The following is a 17,238-nucleotide window of genomic DNA, read 5'->3' as shown; positions in this document are numbered from 1 at the left end:
TGAAGTCCTTCGCTATCGCAGTTGACGGGCATCCTGTTGCTGACCCTCTTTTGACTGGAAATTTTCCTCCGCAGTGCGGCATTCCAGGATTTTCTTCACAGGCTGTACCGCACCATCCACCTCGTATCCTCTTTGTTTGAATTTATCCTGCACCGCCTTTGGCGTGTTGTCTGCCACAGTACCGTGCAGGACAACCTTCTGGCCGTTAACCAGCTCGACGTAACATTTTATGTCATCTGCCAAGACGGACCCGGATAACAAGAGGCACAAACCCAACACCCCGCTACGTGTTTTCATTGTGCCTCTCCTTCGTAGAGGTAAATTTTCTTGGGCGACATATCCATCTCAGCCTCCTCTGCCCCCTGGTTGCACTCTCCCGCTCCGGTACAACGCTCAGGCTCACCATCCCCTTCATCTTTCAGGATGACCTCTTCCCCGACACCGCCTCCAATAATGCGGATCTTGGCATCGTCTCCTGCATGCACCACCAAATCGTCGGCAACCTTGTTCTGTACTTCGACATAACGCTCAGGTGTCTGGTTGCCTTCAAGATCAACCACATAACGGAAGGAACTGCCATAATGCATGTCTACCATGTATTGGCGTGCAGCCCCGATGGATTGAATGGTGCATTGCTGGAACGACTGCACTTGCGGCAGGAACGAGGTGAAGTAAAGCTTGCCCTGAAGTACGACCCCGGCCCCCATGGATTTCTCACCCGGTTCGTTCAACCAATTGACCCACCCTTTGGCAGTGGTAATTCCCGCCTTGGTCGCCAATATTCCATCCGTGTTTGTCTGGGCAGACAAAGGATCAGAGGTCACATCATAAAGATCAGTAATCAAGATGGGGCTTCTCGCCTGCGCATTGGCGGCACGCGGCACGACATCATAATCACGCAACATGAAATAGCCATTGCGGACGGTCGCTTCCGATGAGGGGCGATTGCGGTCTCCACTCCCAATCAGCACTGCATCAAAGGGACGATCCTGATAGGAATAGACCACATTCCCTCCCACAACGGTGCGGGTGACCTGCTTGTTGATGGTACGCACCACGATAGGCTGGGTGAAGAAACGGCGATCGGCGGTCTCACTCACATCAGAACCAAGACTTGCCAACTTAAACACGCTTATTCTGGAAAGAGACAATGGCTCATTAGCATTCTCCGGATCCGTATAAATGTCCATACGCCAGATATTGCCACCGGTATCCCCCGCATAGATTCGATCAACCTTGTTATCCCCATCACTATCCAATGTAGCTACCGACCCGGGCATACTGTCGGCCATCCCCGTCACCTCGAGATTGGTGATTGAGGTGGCAGATGGGGTCGCACTGAACAGCAGGGCGCCAGTCTCTGCGTCGACGATATAGATTCCCCGCCCAGAACTGTCCCCACTTCCTAATCCTTGCCCGCTTTTATTGGTGTCATAACCGCCAGCAAATATTAGAACAGGAAGCGGGATCTGCTTGTCATTAACAATTTTGAAATAGCCAGGAATAAAGGCAAGCTCAGGCACCGACCAGGTCAACCCCAGTTCACCAAAACCAGTCGTCTGATTGTTCAGACGCCACTTCAGTGACGGCGTATCCGGGCTGGAAACGTTGAAGGCATAATAGGCTTTACCGCCCCCCCGCAAGCCGGTGAATACCCAGACAAAATCGCTCTCGGAGGATTTCAGCACCCCGTTGCTATTGGCATCCTTGATAAGGGCAACCGGAGAAGAGTCAACACCGTAGATATGTTCGGCTGATTCCGCATTGAGACGCAGCGCCTTCTGATTGACCATGAACTCATAAGGTATCGCCGCCCAGCTTTCGTCTATGGTGCTCCCCATGTCCTTGAACATATGCAGAAAACCAGCGTTGGTCCCAAACAGAATGCGCAAGTCCGGCGCATCCGTCGGGCTGCCGGATTGTGGGCCATAGTTCAGCACCAACGGACGGGAGTGCAGGGGATCCCCCATGATATGGCGGCGGATCAGGGTTGATGTATCAAAGTCCTCGTCGTCGACATCCAACCCCTTGGTCCAGTTGATCAGGGAATCGAGTTCGGTCGTCGTATCTGCCTGCATGAAGGTCATGAGCGCGGCTTCACTGCCAGCCTGCGTCACCAGATTAGCCTTGGTCAGCTGATCGAGACGATTCTGAGCATTGTTGATGACATAGAGGCTGCGATTGCTTTTCCCCGCCAGCATCTCTTGCGCCCCACCTTCAGCCACCTTGTTGCCATCACGGCCGGATGACCAGAACGTCTGGGCACTGTCAATGATGGTGCCATCAAACTTGATAGCAGGCAGCCCCCGGCTGTCAGCCACATAACCGTCAGGAGAAAAGATCAGTTTTTTCAGATTACCTCGCCATCTGGGACCATCATCCGGCTCAAACATGGCGTAATAGATGTTGTTGAGACTGCGAGTCCGGTCAAAGTTGTTGCTGGCAATGGCGGGGGACACCAGCGAGGTATTGATTCGCAGGATCGCCAGCAGCGATGCCTTCAACGCATCACTCAAGGCAGAGGCGTTGGTTGCCGGATAATAAACGCCGCCACCACGACGGGCTGTTTCAGCAAGCAAATTACCGGCCCCGCTGATCGCCTCGTCACCAAACCCGACGGTAAAGGTCGTGACTGTCTGGGTACCAGGGGAAACGGCATTCACATCCTTGTGTTTCATATAACCCGCCAATGCGGCCAAATAGCTGCTGGACCTGTTCCCCGAACCATAAGAAACGGTAGTGCCATAAGCAGCTTTTTCATCGCTGGACAATGTATTTATCAATCCCTGGACAAAGGTATTGGCATCACCGTCCTGAGTCGGCTCTCCATCAGTGATGTATATGACGTAACCGTTGTTTGAGCAGTTGTCATAGGGGGCTTGATAGGTACCTGTCGGGCTTTCGGCGGTCGTGTCTCTCGTGCCTCCTTGCAAGCCATAAACAACGCTTCGTCCCCCAAAGAAGCGATACGCCTCACTCAACGTCTCGCATAATGGTGTGTTGGTACTGGCTGTCAAGGCTTCGACCCGCTCCAACAGATCCTGCTCTCCCGTCTTGCCATTTGCCAGTGTGATCTCACTGCCTAATATGTCTCTGACAATACGTCCGCCATTATTATCAGTGTCATCATTTCTATTAAATACTGCTAGGCCAAAGTCCACCCCAGGCGTGGATGAAATCAGGCCTTTCACCGCATCCTTGGCAATACGAAGTCTAGACTCCACTGAATATCCTGTTGGACCATAATACCAACGTATATAGTTGGCAGAATAAATGGTCACAGCCGTATTACTGGCATTGACGGCATTATTTTTGTTTGCCGTATAAAACCACTCGCCGTTTCTAGTACTGTCTTTATCTACTGGATAACCAGCCCCGACCGTCCAGCTGCCACTGTAGGGGTTAGCCGGGTTACTTGACGTAATATCCTGCTTGCAATCTACCAGATGGATATCGCTCTCTTGATCACCACTAAGTGAATTCCATTCCCCCCGACCACGATTTGGTGGGCTACCATTCGTAACTTCATAGCTCCACATTTGTGACTGAAAATAGCCAATGTTCGACAATGGTGCTTTTGAAGTCGCACAGGCATTCAGCCTATCAGAAAATCGCCTGCTGGTGTTGATCGCAGGAACGCTTCCATCTGTTGAAAAATAGATATAATTTTTGCTATTACCGGAATCCGGGTCATTACTCAGAGCGGTATATACCGTGGCAGGATTATAAGCCTCTTTGATCTGCTCCATGGTATCTCTCATACTGCCGGAATTATCAAATACCAGCAGCACTTTAGGTCTGAAATCACCAGCCTTATTAAAGTCGTATATAAAAAGCTCGGTGTCATCGGCTCGTGTTGACGTCATGCCAAAAACAAGACTGCACCAGCATAAAATTGAACCGAATCGTTGTAACCACATATCCTTCGCTCCTATTTTGTGAGCAGTGGCTGTTCCACACCCGCAGTCCAGGTCAGCGGGCGAGAATATTTTCCATAATTGACACCGGCCTGTAGCTCGACATATTTGCATACAGGAATCACATTGCTGCTGCTGGCATCCACCTTGCGTTTGCAGACAGTTTCCGTGCGATTGGTGAGGGCCACACTGGCTGAATTATTGCTGCTATTGACACTGATGGCAGCACTCGCCCCCAGCGCAGACCCCATGCCTGCAATCACCGTCGATATGTTATTGCTCTGTACCGCCGCTTCGATGATGCCTTCCAGTCTGTGTTCTGCCTGCCTGAAATTGGCCGCAGAGCCTGCCATCTTGAGATCCTGCCCGGAGGACTGCATCACCACCACGGCGATCAGCGTCAGAGGTACCAGGATGATCAGAGCGACGATCAGGGCAACGCCATGCTGAGACCTCATGAACCACCTCCAGTCATGACCACCGGGTTGCGCAGCGACACGCTGCTCTCCAGCAGCAAACGACGAAATCCATCCCCATTGCCTGATACGCTAGTACTGCCTACCTGATAGATGTTGTTGTTCACATAGCTGCTGGATGCTTGCGACGACCGCACCAGAATAAAAACACGGGCAGCAACGACACGCCCTTCGCTCCATTCCTGCTCGGTCACGTTTGTAGACGCGACATAGCGATCAATGACCCCATCGGCAACAGGAGTGTCGTCAACACCAAACAACACCGTCATGCGCTCAATCCCTTCCGCCATGGGGCCTCCGATCAGAACCGAGCCCCCATTGGAAGTCAGGTAACGCTTTCTCAGCTCCGGGTTGCCTGCGGCATTGGGAGCGAGATAATAGATAAAGTGCTGATATTCCCAGAGCTGACGAGCCGGCATATCTGTCATCGTGGGCACTGTTTCTCCCCCTTTGAACATCAGCGCCGCTTGCGTCGTAGTAGCAAGATAGAAGCGGTTGCCAGTAGCTGCGGCATCGGCCAGGGGCTGCCCAATCAATCGCTTGATGCTGATGACATCCGTATTGGGAATACGTGACGTCACGGGAATACAGGCAAAAGCCCCCCCGTTAATCGCCCTGTTGTTGTCCACCCGCGCGACCCAGACCCCCCGATTTGTTCCCACGCTGGGCGGCAAGCTGCCACGCCCCAAATTGTCCAGACAATCGTTCGCCGAAAGCACCGTAGACCCGATGCTGAGAGTCACGCCTTGCCCCGTTGCCATGGGGGAACCGGTGTAGTCCCCCCAGAAGCCCGCCCATTTCAGGTCCTGGGTCACCAGGCGCATCGCGATACGACCGTTCTCCTGCAACTCGCTCTGATCGAAAGCATCTTCCGTTGTGGCACGGGAAGCCACGAAGATGCTCAAGCCGCCACCGACCAGAAATACGCCGATCAACATGGCAATCAGCCATTCAATCAGGGTGAAGCCACGGGCATTCATAGTGTGGTCGTCAGTACGAACTGACGCCTCTGTCTGTCTGCCGCATTGCCCAACCCACAACTGTTGCGCACCGCGGCCACTGCAACGGCACCATCGGACAAAGACTCCCGCCCCTGCCAGAAGATCCCTATGGTCAAACTGTTGTTGGCGCCACGAATCACGCAGCCGACCGGAGATTGCAGAGGTGACGCGGCACCGGATACTGCGGTTCCCAGCAGGGACTGCTGCCAGTAGAAGAGGTCCAGTGCCTGCCGCTCAGTCCTGCTGCAATCCGACATGGTGCCATTGTTGTTGGCACAGCTCGGCATATCCAGGATCGCGTTGCCGGATACCACTGTCGTTCCCTGACCAGCCCAGCTGTCTTTGTTGATCCTGGCGCGTTCGACCAGATCATTGGCCAGCCAGTTGGCGATGGTGCGCTGACGCGCTTCGTAGCTGGAAAACTTGGCGGTGACCTGCATGGCAACCAATCCCAGCAAGCCGAAGGAGAGCACCACGGCCGCAATCATCACCTCCAGCAGGCTGAATCCCCTCGTGTGTCGATGGTGCAGTGGTTTCATCGCCTAGTCCCAGCAAGCATTGTTGACGGTATCCCCGAGCCGGGTGGCACTCCGGGTGCCATCCTGGTCGATGGAGAAAATGATGCAGTCGCTGTCTGACCCCTGCGCACCAGAGGCTGTGGCAAACAGGATGTATGTATTGACCCCGGCTGAGATGACCAGGTGATAGAAGCCGGATTCGGAGTTCTCCGAGATATTCAAATCGGCTGCGGATGAGGTATACCGATTGAAGTCCATAAAATAGGTTTCTTGTCTGTTGGCGGCGTCCAACAGCATTTTTTTGGCATCAATTCGGTGGCTGGACAGCAGGTAACGCTGATAGGAGGGATAGGCAATAGTGCCAAGAATCGCCACGATTGCGACGACAATCATCAATTCAATGAGAGAAAAGCCTCGATAGAACCCAATCATAACCCATCCTTGGTGACTGGCGGTTCATATAGTCTAATGCCGGATAGGTCGCAACGACAAATCCGGCATCAGGAACATAACTCTTTATTCTCAGGCCATCCTGGCCACATTCAAATAATTCTAAGCTCGGGCGGCACTTCAAACACCACATTCTCTTCTCGGCCAGGATGCTCGGTCACTATCTTGCCTCCCAGCTCGCGCAGACGAGCAATGACATTCTGAACCAGCACATCGGGGGCTGACGCACCCGCCGTGACCCCGATACGGACAACCCCGTCCAGCCATTGCGGCTCAATCATGGAGGCATCGTCGATGAGGTAGGCCTTGGCACCCACCTTCTCGGCCAGCTCCCGCAGTCGGTTGGAGTTGGAAGAGTTGCGCGATCCCACCACCAGCATGGCGTCCACCAGTCCGGCCATCTCCCGCACCGCATCCTGGCGGTTCTGGGTGGCGTAGCAGATGTCATCCTTGCGCGGCCCCTGGATCTTGGGGAAGTGCGCACGCAAGGCATCGATGACATCTGACGTCTCATCCACGCTGAGTGTCGTCTGGGTGACGAAACAGAGATCGTCCGGGTTCTTCACTTTGAGTTTGGCCACATCTTCCGGCGTCTCCACCAGATACATGCCACCCTCACTGTTCTCGTACTGTCCCATGGTGCCGATCACCTCGGGGTGGCCGGCATGGCCGATGAGCACGGCTTCGGAACCCTTGCGGCTGGCGCGATGGACCTCCATGTGCACCTTGGTCACCAGCGGACAGGTGGCATCGAACACCTTGAGGGCGCGGGATTTGGCCATCTCGCGCACGACCTTGGCGACACCGTGAGCGGAGAAGATGACGATGCTGTCATCCGGCACCTCGTCCAGCTCTTCGACGAAAACGGCACCCGCCTCCTTGAGCTTGTTCACCACGTAGCGGTTGTGCACCACTTCGTGACGGACATAGATCGGGGCACCGAACTTCTCCAGCGCGCTCTCGACGATGCTGATGGCCCGGTCGACACCGGCACAGAAGCCACGGGGGTTAGCCAGCAGAATATCCATCAGTGCACCTTCTCCTCGTCATCAATCCCCAGGATCTCCACCTCGAAGGTGACGGTGTGACCGGCCAGGGGGTGGTTGAAATCGACCGTGACCGACATCCCTTCCACCGCCCGGATGATCCCGGGCAGTTCGCTGCCGTTGGGCTGGTCGAACAGAATGATGGTACCCACCTTGGGCTCAACTTCGTTACCGAACTTGGCGCGATCGAGATGGTAGATGTTGTCGGGATTGGAAAGGCCAAACGCCTCTTCCGGCGCCAGGGTAAAGCTCTTGCTCTCCCCTTCGCGCAGCCCCAGCAGGCATTGCTCGAAGCTCGGCGTCAGACTGCCGTCTCCCATCCGCAGACGGGCAGGCTTGCCGTGCAGCGCCGTGCTGTCCGCCACCGAGCCATCTTCCAGTTTGATAGAGAAATGGAACAGCACGCTGCTGTCCGCAGCAATCAGCTGGCTCATAAGGTCGCGTCCTGTTTTTTCTCACCACGGAAGCCATCCAGCACGATCATGGCGGCACCGATGAAGATGAAGCTGTCAGCCAGATTGAACGCCGGCCAGTGGGCGCGCTGCCAGTAAAAGTCGAGGAAGTCGACCACATGGCCCAGCACCAGCCGGTCAAACACGTTGCCGAGCGCCCCGCCGATGATCAGGCTGTAGGCGATACCGCTCCAGCGCTGGGTGACCGACTGCTTGCGCAGCCAGTGGATCAGCAGGCCACAGATGGCGAACGCCAGCACAGCGAAGAACCAGCGCTGCCAGCCTCCCTGATCTGCCAGGAAGCTGAAAGCAGCGCCCTTGTTGTAGACATGGACCAGGTTGAAGAAGGGGGTGATCTCCACCCCCGGGTAGCCAAACGGCAGCAGCTTGACCACGGCGAGCTTGCTCGCCTGGTCCAGTACGAAGGCCAGCACCGCCAGCCACAGCCAACGCAGGCCGCTTTTATGTTGAGTCATGTTCATCAGGCAAATTGACGCGTTTCGCCGTCACCCTCGACGTTGGTGACGCAGCGGCCACAGATCTCTTCGTGCCCCGCGATGGTGCCCACGTCTTCCACATGGTGCCAGCAGCGATCGCACTTGGCGGCGGCAGACTGGGCCACGCAGAGCCACAGGTCATCGCGCTCGGTTGCCACGGCCTCTGCCGGTGCGGCATCGACGCTGACTACCTTGGCCTTGGAGGTGAGCAGCACGAAGCGCAGCTCATCGGCCAATGCGTTCAGACGCGCGGCCAGCTCAGGCTTGGCGAACAGGGTCAGTTCGGCCTGCAGAGAACCGCCGATGCGCTTCTCGCCACGGGCCACTTCCAGCGCCTTGTTCACTTCACCGCGCACGGTGAGGATCTCGGCCCAGAACTCGTCGTTCAGCACTTCGCCCGCTTCCAGCCCGAACAGGCCGTCGTACCACTCCTCGGTGAACACGAACTCGCCGCGCTCGCCCGGCAGCAGGGCCCAGATCTCGTCGGCAGTGAAGCTCATGATCGGCGCCATCCAACGCACCATGGCTTCGGCGATGTGATAGAGGGCGGTCTGGCAGGAGCGACGGGCCAGGCTGTCAGCCTTGGCTGTGTACTGACGATCCTTGATGACGTCCAGATAGAAGGAACCCATCTCGATGGAACAGAACTGCATCAGCTTCTGGGTCACGCCGTGGAAGTTGTACTCGTCGAACGCGGCCACGATCTCGGCCTGTACCGCTTTGGCACGGCCCACTGCCCAGCGATCCACCACCACCATGTCGGCAGGCGCCACCATGTCGGTCGCCGGATTGAAGCCGTTCAGGTTGGCCAAGAGGAAACGGGCAGTGTTGCGGATACGACGATAGGCGTCGGCGGAGCGCTTGAGGATCTCGTCGGAGACGGTCATCTCACCGGTGTAGTCAGTGCTCGCTACCCACAGACGCAGGATGTCGGCACCCAGCTTGTTCATTACATCTTGCGGGCTCACCACGTTGCCGATGGACTTGGACATCTTGCGGCCCTGACCATCCACGGTGAAGCCGTGAGTCAGCACCTGGTTGTAGGGAGCCTTGTCTTTCATCGCCACGCCGATCATGAGCGATGACATGAACCAGCCACGGTGCTGGTCAGAGCCTTCCAGATACATGTCGGCCGGCTTGCCGTTGAACTCGGGACGGGCGTCGACCACGGAGGCGTGGGTAGAACCGGAGTCAAACCAGACGTCCAGGGTGTCGGGCACCTTCTCGTAGTTGTCGGCATCGGCGCCCAGCAGTTCGGCCTTGTCCAGATCCCACCAGGCCTGGATGCCGGACTGCTCGACCCGCTTGGCCACCTCTTCCATCAGGCGCACGGATTCCGGGTGCAGCGCCTGGGTATCCTTGTGAACGAACAGGGAGATGGGCACGCCCCAGGTACGCTGACGGGAGATACACCAGTCGGGACGGTTCTCGACCATCGCCTGGATGCGATTCTTGCCCCAGGCCGGGACCCAGCCGCTCTGGCCGTGTTCGGCAATGCCCTGAGTCTCGATACGCTCGATCTCTTCCAGGGCACGCTTGCGCAGACCCTTCTGCTCCATGCTGATGAACCACTGGGGGGTGGCACGGAAGATGATCGGGGTCTTGTGACGCCAGCAGTGCGGGTAGGAGTGGTTGAATACCTTGTGATGCAGCAGGGCACCGCGCTCGGTCAGCACCTCGACCACGGAGGCGTTGGCCTTGAACACGTGCTGGCCGGCAAACAGTTCGGTATCCGGCAGATAGACGCCGTTGCTGCCAACCGGGTTGGCCACTTCCAGACCGTACTTCTGACCGACCACGAAGTCTTCCTGACCGTGACCAGGGGCGGTGTGCACCGCGCCGGTACCGGCGTCCAGGGTAACGTGGTCACCCAGCACCACAGGTACGTCGAAGCTGTAGAAGGGGTGGTTGAAGCGCAGCAGCTCGAGTGCGGCACCCTTGGCGTAACCCAGGTTGTGGAAGTGCTCGATGCCTGCGCGATCCATCACGTCCTTGACCAGCTCGGCGGCCAGGATCAGACGCTCGGGATTGTCGCCCTCAACCTGCACCAGTGCGTAGTCGAGATCGGCGTGCATGGCGATGGCGCGGTTGGCCGGCAGGGTCCACGGGGTAGTGGTCCAGATCACGGCAGAGAGCGCGCCCTTGCCGGTGTGGCCTTCGGCGCAATCAAACTTGGCGGCAACGGCAGCCTCGTCGACGGCCTTGAAGCGCACGTCGATGGAGGGGGAGTTCTTGTCGTAGTACTCCACTTCCGCTTCAGCCAGCGCGGAGCCGCAATCGGTACACCAGTGCACCGGCTTGGAGCCTTTGTGCAGGTGGCCGTTTTCAACGATCTTGGCCATGGAACGGATGATGTTGGCTTCGGTCCCAAAATCCATGGTCAGGTAGGGGTGTTCCCAGTCACCCAGCACGCCCAGACGGATGAAGTCGGTCTTCTGCGCTTCGATCTGGGTTTTGGCGTATTTGCGGCACTCGGCGCGGAACTCGGCGGCGGAAACCTTCTCGCCCGGCTTGCCGACCATGCCTTCCACTTTCAGCTCGATGGGCAGACCGTGGCAATCCCAGCCCGGCACATAGGGGGAATCGAAGCCAGAGAGGCCCTTGGACTTGATGATGATGTCTTTGAGGATCTTGTTGACCGAATGACCGATGTGAATGCTGCCGTTCGCATAGGGGGGGCCATCGTGCAGAATGAAAGAAGGCTTACCCGCTTTGGCGCGGCGAATGGCGCCGTAAAGATCCTGATCGTACCAACGTTTCAACATGTTGGGTTCGCGTTTGGCCAGATCGCCACGCATCGGAAACTCGGTTTCCGGCAGATTCAGGGTGTGTTTATAGTCGCTCATCAGTCCTGGGTTCCCTTCTTTTCTAAAAGAGTGCTGGGTAAATGAAATTGTGGCAGCCCGAACCAGGCTCGGGCCGCCAGGGCATCTCGTTCGATCTGCTCTTTCAAGGCGGTGAAAGAGTCAAATTTCTGCTCTTCGCGCAGCTTGTGGCGAAGCAGCACCTTGACCTGCTGACCATATAGATCACCAGAAAAATCAAATAGATGTACTTCCAATCTGGCTTGTGTACCGCTCAAGGTCGGACGTACACCCACATTGGCGACACCGGGGAAAGTCTTGCCGGAACATATCACTTCCACCGCAAACACGCCACCGACCGGGACAACCTGGCGTTTGAGGGCCAGATTCGCGGTGGGAAAACCTATGGTGCGCCCCAGCTTGTCACCATGGGCCACCCGGCCGCTGATGGCATAGGGGCGACCGAGCATCAGCTCCACCTCCGCCATGCGACCCGCTTTCAGGGCCTCGCGCACCAGGGTGCTGCTGACCCGCTGGCGGGAAAGCTGGAAACTCTGGGTGCTGATCACCTCGAACCCGAAGCGCCGACCGGCCTCCTCCAGCAGGTGGAAGTCCCCTTCCCGCCCCTTGCCGAAGCGAAAATCGTCGCCGACCACCAGATAGTGCACGCCGAGTTTCTCCACCAGCAGTTGCTCGATGAAGGTGCTGGCCGCCTGCTCGGCAAAACGATGGGTGAAACGCACGCAGAGCATGCGATCGATCTGCATTCCCTTGAGGGCTTCGTACTTCTCCCGCCAGCGGCTGAGGCGGGCGGGCGCGGCACTGCCCGCAAACAGCTCCAGCGGCTGGGGTTCGAACAACATGACGCAGGCCGGCAGGCCAAGTTGGGCGGCCTTCTCCTGCAAACGGGCCAACACCGCGTGATGCCCCTGATGAACCCCATCGAAGTTGCCTATGGTCAATACACAGCCCCGGTGACGGGGCTTGATATTGTGAATGCCGCGAATAAGCTCCATCAGTGCCTTGTGCGTTGCTGCCATGGAAATCGGCGGATTATATATCAGGCAGCAGGCAGGGTCAGCCCTGCCGTTGACCCGATTTAGCCATCCCGCTCGCTTCTCGGACTCGGCCAGGAGCATCGCACCTCGTTGGCGGGCCAACTCGACAGCCCCTGAGACCGCTCCCCCATCTCCCCTGTACTGTCCCCCTCCCTTGCAGCTGGCTCCTTATTGCTGACCGGCTCTCAGGTGCCGTGGCCGGATCCCCAATGCCAAGAGGACAATGCCATACAACGCTCCGCCCAGGCAGAGCAGCAGGGTCAACTCCAGGCTGGCCTTGCCCATGCTCCAGGCACCCCATTGGGCGAGATCCGGTGACAGATAGGCCAGAAGCCCCCCCATCAAGACCGTTGCCGCCAAGAGCTTGAGGCAGAACAGCCCGGTGTTGCGGGAAGGGCGATAGACATCCTGCTGATAGAGCCCCTTGAACAGCAGTACGGCGTTCAGCGTGCCGGAGCAGGCGGTCGCCAGCGCCAGCCCGACGTAGCCGAGCGGATAGATGAAAATAAGGTTGCACACCATGTTGGCTACCATGGCCATGATGCCGATACGCACCGGCGTCCTGGTGTCCTGGCGGGCGTAATAACCGGGGGCCAGCACCTTGATGAGCATCAAGGAGAGCAGCCCCGTGGTGGAGGCCAGCAGGCTGGCACTGGACATGCTCACCTCGTGCAGACCGAACTCACCGCGCATGAAAAGCACCCGCAGTATGGGCTCGCGCAGCACGGCGATACCGACCATGGCTGGCAAGCCGAGCAGCATCACCATGCGCACCCCCCAATCCATGGTGCGAGAGAAATCCGCCGGATCCGCATCCACGTGTTTTCTGGCCAGGGCAGGCAGGATCACCGTGCTGATGGCCACCGCAAAGAGACCGAGGGGAAACTCCAGCAACCTGTCCGAGTAATAGAGATAGCTGATGGCACCGGTAGCCAGGAACGACGCCAGCATGGTGTTGATCAGCAGGTTGATCTGGCTGACCGACACGCCGAACAGGGCCGGGATCATCAGGGTACGGATCTTCACGACCCCGGGATGGTGCCAACCCCACTTGGGCCAGACCAGCATGTTGAGCTGGCGCAGAAAAGGATACTGGAACAAAAACTGGACCAGACCGCCGAGGAAGACACCGATCGCCAGGGAGAGCTCGGGGCGCTCCATCAAGGGCGCTATCCACCAGGCCGCCGCAATCATGGTGATGTTGAGGAACACCGGCGTGAAGGAGGACACGGCAAAACGGCCAAAGGTATTGAGAATGGCCCCCGCCATGGCGGTGAAGGTGATGAACCAGAGATAGGGGAAGGTGATCTTGAGCATCAGACTGGCCAACTCGAACTTCTCCGCCGCCGGTCCGCCATGCAGCCAATCCCAGAACCAGCCCCAGCCAAAGAGAGCCGTCAGGACACCGGAACCCAGCACCCCGAGCAAGGTGACCACGGTGACGATACCACCCAGGGTGCCCGCCACCGCCGCCAGCAACTCGCGAACCGCCTGCTCGTCACCGTTTTTCTTGTACTCCGTCATCACGGGCACGAAGGCCTGGTTGAATGCCCCTTCGGCAAAGAGACGGCGCAAGAAGTTGGGAATGCGATTGGCGAAGAAGAAGACGTCTGCGGCCACCCCGGCACCGAGCAAATTGGCGATGACCACATCGCGCACCAAGCCCATCACACGGGATGCCAGCGTCATTCCGGACACTATCATGCCGGATTTGATCAATTTCTTACTCAAGACGAGGCCTCTGGAACTGTCGGAAAGAAAAGAATGCTGTTAGAATCGGCCGACAGTTTAACCGTCTCCCATCTGACACACCACCGGGGGGCGGTGTTTATTTGCACAAATCATTTGACAATATGTGGTTGGGAAGGCATATTTCCGGGCCTTTTCAATACACTCGCTAAGACAGTTTTAGGAGTTTTACCTTGGCTAACATCAAATCTGCTAAGAAGCGTGCTCTTCAGTCAGAGAAACGTCGTCAGCACAACGCCAGCCGTCGTTCCATGACCCGTACCTACCTGAAGAAAGTGATCGCTGCCATCGCCTCTGGTGACAAGGCTGCTGCCACTGCCGCTTTCGCTGTTGCTCAGCCGATCATGGATCGTATGGCGACCAAAGGCCTGATCCACAAGAACAAAGCTGCTCGTCACAAGAGCCGCCTGTCTGCCCAGATCAAAGCCATGGCTTAATCAGCATCCGCTGATGAAAGCTGAAAAAACCGGCCTAGTGCCGGTTTTTTATTTGGGGTCGCTACAGTACAGTCTGTGCAACAGTCCGATCATCTCACGCACTTCATGGCTGCGCAGGGAATAATAGACCGTCTGGGCTTCCTTCCTCGTCGCCACCAGCTCATCCCGGCGCAACACCGCCAGATGCTGCGACATGGCTGACTGGCTCAATCCCAAGACTTCGTTCAGCTCGCCGACCGACAGCTCCCTATCCAGCAACTGGCACAAGATAAACAGCCGCCGTTCATTGGCCAATGCCTTGAGCAGGGTAACGGCACGCCCGGCATTCGCTTCCATCTCTTCCAATCGCATCTCACCCTCCTCTTCCAAGACTGGCATCATAGCGCCGTCACCCTCGATTTAAAACGAGAGGCTTGCCGGCTGAATGGCCGTGAAATCCTCCTGCCCCGCAAAGAGGAAGGAGAAATCACTCTCGCATACCCGCTTGACCGCAGGATGCTGGATCATCCGCTCGGCAAAGATGACGTAATACTCCTCCATCAGATCTTGGGTTTCACCCAGCAGCATCACCTCCTCCCCCTCCAGGATCTCCTCCCGATAAATGGTCGGTGCCATGAAGATGCCCTGGTTGAAGAAGCCGAACGCCTTCATCAGCGCCGCATCGTCGAATTCTCCCAGAATGCTGGGGGAAATTCCCTGCTGCTCGAACCACTGGGTCAGTTGACGACCCATGGCGGTGCGACGGCCCGGGATGAGCAGCTTGCGCTCTTCCAGGCAGGCAGGGAAAGGCTGGGAGGGCAGAGGCGCCTTGCAGAAGAAACTGACGCCGCATCCCCCCAGACGCTTGGACAGCAACCCGGCATGCTGGCTGGAGTCCACCGGGCAATCAGAGAGGATCATGTCGAGCTTGTGCTCGCTCAACTGCTCCAGGAGCAGTTCATGGGTCGACTCGAAGCAGCGCAGGTGAATGGAACCATCATTGGGGATCACGGAGAGCAGCACCCGGCTGGCAAGACGCTTGGAGAGTGCATCGGCGATGCCGACGTCGAACAGGATCTGGCTCTCCTTGCGGTAATTGACGATATCCAGCATCTCGTAGGAGAGGCTGAACATCTTGTCCGCATAGCGAAACACCAGTTGGCCAAGCTCGGTGGCCTCAAGGGAGCGCCCCTTTCTGATCAGCAACTTGCCGCCAAGACGCTGCTCAAGCAGTTTGATCTGACCGGTCACGGTCTGTGGAGTCAAAAAGAGGGCTTCCGCCGCCTGCGTGACGGAGCCCTTCTTCTGAGTCATCCAAAAATAGTAGAGATGGTTGTAGTTAAGGTGTGACATAGCACCGCAATCCCATGATATTCAATGAATCGTAAGGGTTATAAAGTGGCACTAGAGGCCATAATCAGATGTTGCGCCGCCATTTTGCCGCCATTGCTCCAGCGGATTAAGCCGGGCAGCCTCTTCCAGATGGTCGGGGGCGAAGTGGGCATAGCGCATCGTGTCACGGATGTTCGCATGACCCAGGATTTTCTGGAGAACCAGAATGTTGCCGCCGTTCATCATGAAGTGACTGGCAAAGGTATGCCGCAAAACATGGGTGAGCTGCCCATCCGGTAACTCGATCCCGGTCGTCTTCAACGCCCGCCCAAAATCCAGATAGCAGGGAGTAAACAAGCACCCACCTTTCACGCCAGCCATCAATTCATCGTAAAGCACCGGGCTGATCGGCACCGTCCGGTTTTTATTGCCCTTGGTGTTGGTATAGGTGATCCGGTACGGGGTCACCTGCGAGGTGGTCAGCGCCTCCGCCTCTCGCCAACGTGCGCCAGTCGCCAAGCAGATCTTGATGATGAGAGCCAAGTCTGGGTTGGGGTACTGCTGGGCAGCATGGAGGAGTTCAGCAATCTGCCCCGGCAGTAAGAAGGTCATCTCAGAGTCGGGCGTCTTGATGCTTGTCGTCATTTGCAACGGGTGGGCATGTTGCCACTCCCCCAACCGGATTAGCTCACCAAACACGGCTTTGAGAAATGCCAGCTCCTGATTGACCGTTCGGGCGGTGATCGCCTTTTTGGCTCCCACATTCCAGCCGTTATCTATCTCGCCAGCCATTCGCTTGGCCCGATAGTGCGCCCACATCGAGGGAGTAATGTCGATCGCCTTGGGGTTGCCCATGCCATTACAGATGATCTGCAGCTTGGCCAAGCGAACCTCACTGCGTTTTAGGGTCTGGCCGTGCAACTTATACCAGAGATCGATTAGCTCCTGCAGGGTACGATGCTCCTTCGCATCCTTCCCTAGCCAGGGCTTGGCCTGATGCTCATCCAGAATGAATCGTTCCCACGCCAACGCCTCGCCCTTGGTGACAAAGCGCTTGCGCTTGCGGGGGCCGGTGCGCCCCTGAGGGTAGATTTCAGCCAACCAAGGATTGGTTGAACCGTCAGTGAGTTTGCGGACGGTCATCAGTACAAACGAGTTTTACCGAGCAAGTGGGTGTCACTTTCTGCACCGGTGAGTTTCCCCATTTCGGTACAAGTCGAGGCAACCTCCTCAACCACATAGCCCTGCTTGCCAAATTGGTTGAGCAAAGCCACCTCGGCAACGCCTTTCAGATCATCTGCTTTCCCTTCCCACACGACTGGGCAGAGCCCCATTTTTACGACTGACTTGTAAATGACATCAGTAACCTTGGCTTGTGGCAGTACGATGCGCAGCACATCACCATTACGCTCAATTTGTGTTGGGGACCAGAGCTTCAATGCTGAGTCCAGTGCAGTGCCTGCATGACTAAAGAACGATACGAAAAGCAGGCTCATCAGATACTTCTTCATGATTGCTCCTA

17 protein-coding genes are annotated in these 17,238 nt (G+C 57.0%); 1 reads left to right on the top strand and 16 read right to left on the bottom strand.

Going from position 1 to position 17,238, the window contains the following annotated elements:
- Positions 1-12 precede the first annotated feature (12 nt).
- The 12 genes from AB5Y54_RS15605 to murJ all read right to left on the bottom strand — a co-directional run bounded on the left by AB5Y54_RS15605 (position 13) and on the right by murJ (position 13,950).
- Positions 13-297: a TapY2 family type IVa secretion system protein gene (locus AB5Y54_RS15605; protein ID WP_041210962.1), complete on the bottom strand. Its 285-nt coding sequence runs from the start codon at positions 295-297 to the stop codon at positions 13-15.
- Positions 294-3,866, bottom strand: coding sequence for a PilC/PilY family type IV pilus protein (locus AB5Y54_RS15600; RefSeq protein ID WP_324034279.1), 3,573 nt, complete (start codon positions 3,864-3,866; stop codon positions 294-296). Before AB5Y54_RS15600 ends, AB5Y54_RS15605 begins: the two co-directional genes overlap by 4 nt.
- 65 nt (positions 3,867-3,931) lie before the next feature.
- On the bottom strand, positions 3,932-4,375 hold the full coding sequence (gene tppD / locus AB5Y54_RS15595) for a type IVa pilus pseudopilin TppD (protein WP_049636457.1): 444 nt from the start codon (positions 4,373-4,375) through the stop codon (positions 3,932-3,934).
- A complete protein-coding gene (locus tag AB5Y54_RS15590) occupies positions 4,372-5,373 on the bottom strand; it encodes a PilW family protein (RefSeq protein WP_284488399.1) in 1,002 nt (333 codons plus the stop codon). Before AB5Y54_RS15590 ends, tppD begins: the two co-directional genes overlap by 4 nt.
- Complete coding sequence (pilV, locus tag AB5Y54_RS15585) at positions 5,370-5,933, bottom strand: type IV pilus modification protein PilV (RefSeq protein WP_039039992.1); 564 nt, start codon at positions 5,931-5,933, stop codon at positions 5,370-5,372. Before pilV ends, AB5Y54_RS15590 begins: the two co-directional genes overlap by 4 nt.
- A 3-nt stretch (positions 5,934-5,936) precedes the next feature.
- Positions 5,937-6,344, bottom strand: a complete 408-nt coding sequence (gene tppA, locus AB5Y54_RS15580) for a type IVa pilus pseudopilin TppA (protein ID WP_039039991.1) — start codon at positions 6,342-6,344, stop codon at positions 5,937-5,939.
- 110 nt (positions 6,345-6,454) lie between these two features.
- Complete coding sequence (gene ispH / locus AB5Y54_RS15575) at positions 6,455-7,390, bottom strand: 4-hydroxy-3-methylbut-2-enyl diphosphate reductase (RefSeq protein ID WP_042878840.1); 936 nt, start codon at positions 7,388-7,390, stop codon at positions 6,455-6,457.
- A complete protein-coding gene (gene fkpB, locus AB5Y54_RS15570) occupies positions 7,390-7,842 on the bottom strand; it encodes an FKBP-type peptidyl-prolyl cis-trans isomerase (RefSeq protein WP_113979005.1) in 453 nt (150 codons plus the stop codon). The genes ispH and fkpB overlap by 1 nt, the downstream gene beginning before the upstream one ends.
- The gene (lspA, locus tag AB5Y54_RS15565; RefSeq protein WP_039039988.1) at positions 7,839-8,342 is read right to left on the bottom strand and encodes a signal peptidase II; all 504 of its coding nucleotides are present in this window, start codon (positions 8,340-8,342) and stop codon (positions 7,839-7,841) included. The genes fkpB and lspA overlap by 4 nt, the downstream gene beginning before the upstream one ends.
- Complete coding sequence (gene ileS, locus AB5Y54_RS15560) at positions 8,342-11,203, bottom strand: isoleucine--tRNA ligase (RefSeq protein ID WP_324034274.1); 2,862 nt, start codon at positions 11,201-11,203, stop codon at positions 8,342-8,344. The genes lspA and ileS overlap by 1 nt, the downstream gene beginning before the upstream one ends.
- Complete coding sequence (gene ribF / locus AB5Y54_RS15555; RefSeq protein WP_010673098.1) at positions 11,203-12,177, bottom strand: bifunctional riboflavin kinase/FAD synthetase; 975 nt, start codon at positions 12,175-12,177, stop codon at positions 11,203-11,205. The genes ileS and ribF overlap by 1 nt, the downstream gene beginning before the upstream one ends.
- A gap of 210 nt (positions 12,178-12,387) precedes the next feature.
- Entirely contained in the window at positions 12,388-13,950 is a 1,563-nt protein-coding gene (gene murJ / locus AB5Y54_RS15550) for a murein biosynthesis integral membrane protein MurJ (RefSeq protein WP_368153999.1), read from the bottom strand.
- 191 nt (positions 13,951-14,141) lie between these two features.
- Between murJ and rpsT the strand changes: the two genes are divergently transcribed.
- Entirely contained in the window at positions 14,142-14,405 is a 264-nt protein-coding gene (gene rpsT / locus AB5Y54_RS15545) for a 30S ribosomal protein S20 (protein WP_005308808.1), read from the top strand.
- 48 nt (positions 14,406-14,453) lie between these two features.
- On the opposite strand, the gene AB5Y54_RS15540 is transcribed toward rpsT, so the two are convergent.
- Genes AB5Y54_RS15540 through AB5Y54_RS15525 form a run of 4 tightly spaced genes read right to left on the bottom strand, consistent with a single transcriptional unit; the run spans position 14,454 to position 17,227 of the window.
- Entirely contained in the window at positions 14,454-14,756 is a 303-nt protein-coding gene (locus AB5Y54_RS15540) for a metalloregulator ArsR/SmtB family transcription factor (protein WP_042878863.1), read from the bottom strand.
- A gap of 48 nt (positions 14,757-14,804) precedes the next feature.
- A complete protein-coding gene (gene nhaR / locus AB5Y54_RS15535) occupies positions 14,805-15,737 on the bottom strand; it encodes a transcriptional activator NhaR (protein ID WP_010673095.1) in 933 nt (310 codons plus the stop codon).
- Positions 15,738-15,788: 51 nt separating this feature from the next.
- On the bottom strand, positions 15,789-16,859 hold the full coding sequence (locus AB5Y54_RS15530; protein WP_368153997.1) for a tyrosine-type recombinase/integrase: 1,071 nt from the start codon (positions 16,857-16,859) through the stop codon (positions 15,789-15,791).
- Positions 16,859-17,227 (bottom strand): hypothetical protein, encoded by a 369-nt coding sequence (locus AB5Y54_RS15525; protein WP_368153996.1) that lies wholly within the window; start codon positions 17,225-17,227, stop codon positions 16,859-16,861. The genes AB5Y54_RS15530 and AB5Y54_RS15525 overlap by 1 nt, the downstream gene beginning before the upstream one ends.
- Positions 17,228-17,238: the final 11 nt, after the last annotated feature.

Origin of the sequence: Aeromonas sp. s9, assembly GCF_040907765.1 — a bacterium.
Classification (GTDB): Bacteria; Pseudomonadota; Gammaproteobacteria; order Enterobacterales; family Aeromonadaceae; genus Aeromonas; species Aeromonas caviae.
Note: the sequence above shows the minus strand (reverse complement) of the source record. Positions and strands in the feature narration are given on the sequence as shown.